This window comes from Microbulbifer aestuariivivens (assembly GCF_039545115.1).
GTDB lineage: Bacteria > Pseudomonadota > Gammaproteobacteria > Pseudomonadales > Cellvibrionaceae > Microbulbifer > Microbulbifer aestuariivivens.
This window is the reverse complement of the sequence record NZ_BAABRT010000051.1, coordinates 1-1,750: the sequence shown is the minus strand read 5'-3', so window position 1 is coordinate 1,750 and position 1,750 is coordinate 1. Positions and strand designations below refer to the sequence as shown.

Annotated in this window: 2 protein-coding genes; both read left to right on the top strand. The window is 52.0% G+C overall.

Annotated elements, in window-relative coordinates; translation table 11 throughout:
• Positions 1-95 (top strand): IS3 family transposase (locus ABEA58_RS14240; protein WP_345552567.1); only part of this gene is annotated, 95 nt, incomplete at its 5' end.
• A gap of 44 nt (positions 96-139) precedes the next feature.
• A complete protein-coding gene (locus tag ABEA58_RS14235; RefSeq protein ID WP_345552566.1) occupies positions 140-508 on the top strand; it encodes a hypothetical protein in 369 nt (122 codons plus the stop codon).
• Positions 509-1,750: the final 1,242 nt, after the last annotated feature.

Below are 1,750 nucleotides of genomic sequence, written 5' to 3'. Positions count from 1 at the left end.
TGTTTGAATACATTGAGGTTTTCTACAACAGAGTCCGCAGGCACTCTACACTGGGTTACAAAAGTCCAGCAGAGTATGAGCGCAAACGCGCATAGTTAGAGTGTCTACTTTTTGTGGGTAAGACCAGAGTCTTCTAGGAATGAAGTTCGCACTAAATTACATAGCCTTACCAATATTACTTGCTCTATTGATAGCGGGCTATTCCCTGATAAAGGGGCAGGAAATATTAGAAATACTTGCTCAGTTTGTTTATGGCGGTCTTTTTTACAGTGCGCCATTTTTAGTTTTTGCGTTGTTGCATATTTTGTTTAAGTTTCCAAAAATTGTTGCGCATTCTGGCTATATTGCAGCTTCTTTGTCATTGTTAGTAATTTCATCATTGTGGCTTCTTCCACCTGACCAATCAGGGTTGCCAATACAATGGATGGCATATTGGCCATTGTCCGTAATTTTAATTGTTATATTCGTTGGGGTTTCGTTTTCTTATAAAAAGTTCAGCAACTCTTAACAAGGCCATCAACTACGCGCCTTCGGCGCCGGACGTCCAAACCTGCGGTTTGTCCGCCCGGTTATGGCGGCGTTATGTTGCCGGTCGGTGAAAATTATCGTCTGTGCCTGCGGGTAATTTTTCGCACTGGTTTAGCGTCCGGTGTTGAGCCGCTCGGTCGTTCCGCATCCCGGCAGTTTCGCTCCAAGAGCGTTCTCTCTGGTTCGGTAGGAGGTGGCTATTCCACTGCAGTCTCGTGGAGTGCCAATAAGTTAATAATCTAGTCGGGGAGGTGCGGTATTCTTCCCTCGTAATAATGGGCGGTGGACAGCCAATCCGTGGCTGGCAAAGTGCTAGTAGTTGGTCCTGAGCGCGTCAGCCATAACCAAGCTAGGCAGGATCGCCCAGCCGGTGGCTGGGCTGGACAGCCTACGCTGCGCTTCGGCTGCCCCTGCTAGCGGCGTTATGTTGCCGTACGGTAAAAATTATCGTCGGTGCCTCCGGGTAATTTTTCACACCGGGTTGGCGTCCAGCATTGAGCAGCTCGTCGCCCCGTGTTCGAGCAGTTTCGTTCCTAGAGCGTTCTCTCTGGCTCGGCAGAGGAGGGTAGCCCACAGCAGTATTGTGGGGTGCCAATAAGTGAATAATTTGGTGGGGGAGGTGCGGTATTCTTCCCTCGTAACATCGGGCAGTGGTCAGCCAATCCGTGGCTGGCAAAGTGCTAGTAGTTGGTGCTCAGCGCGGCAGCCATAACCAAGCTAGGCAGGATCGCCCAGCCGGTGGCTGGGCTGGACAGCCTACGCTGCGCTCCGGCTGCCCCTGCTAGTGGCGTTATGTTGCCGGGCGGTCATAAGCCTGGTCAGTCCCAGCATGTAATTTTTTGCACTGTTTTAGCGTCCAGTATTGAGCAGCTCGGTCATTCCGCATCCCGGCAGTTTCGTTCCTAGAGCGTTCTCTTTGGGTCGGTAGATCTGGCTAGTCCACTGCAGTATCGTGGATTGCCAATAAGTTAATAATCTGGTGGGGGAGGTACGGTAATCTTCCCTCGTAATATTGGGTCTGGCCAGCCAATCCGTGGCTGGCAAAGTACTGGTAGTTGGTCCGGAGCGCGGCAGCCATAACCAAGCTAGGCAGGCTCGCCCAGCCGGTGGCTGGGCTGGACAGCCTACGCTGCGCTCCGGCTGCCCCTGCTAGCGGCGTTATGTTGCCGGGCGGTAAAAACTGTAGCCGGTGCCAGCGTGAAATTTTTTTGCACTGCTATAG

Excerpts from the sequence above, each read along its gene's own strand:
- ABEA58_RS14235 (WP_345552566.1), top strand. The coding sequence starts at position 140 with ATGAAGTTCGCACTAAATTACATAGCCTTACCAATATTACTTGCTCTA.